The organism is Bacillus pretiosus (assembly GCF_051294775.1).
GTDB classification, from domain to species: Bacteria; Bacillota; Bacilli; order Bacillales; family Bacillaceae_G; genus Bacillus_A; species Bacillus_A wiedmannii.
On sequence record NZ_JBPPHF010000414.1, the window covers coordinates 1 to 289 of the forward strand.

The 289-nt window shown below is 37.7% G+C and carries 1 protein-coding gene; it reads right to left on the reverse strand.

What is annotated here, in order from left to right:
- A partial coding sequence (locus ACSG5Z_RS31515) for a GNAT family N-acetyltransferase (protein ID WP_435712919.1) occupies positions 1-289 on the reverse strand: 289 nt, incomplete at both ends.

Genomic DNA, 289 nt, shown 5'->3' on the forward strand with positions numbered 1-289 from the left:
TAATCATTCACATTGTAAGAGTTACATATGTATTTAGAAACATAGCTTACTGCCCTAAATCCTAGTTTTTCATATAACGGCTTTCCTTCATCCGTAGCAATAAGCATAATTGGAGGTTGAGCCGATACGCTCTTAATGCATGAATTCGTTATCGCCTTTCCAATCCCATTCCCCTCATATTTCGGATGTACAATGACCATTCCGATAGACGCTAATTTCTCCCCATATAATAAAATTGCCGCGCTAGCAATAAGTTCCTTTCTCTTATTCCACACACCGTATATAATAC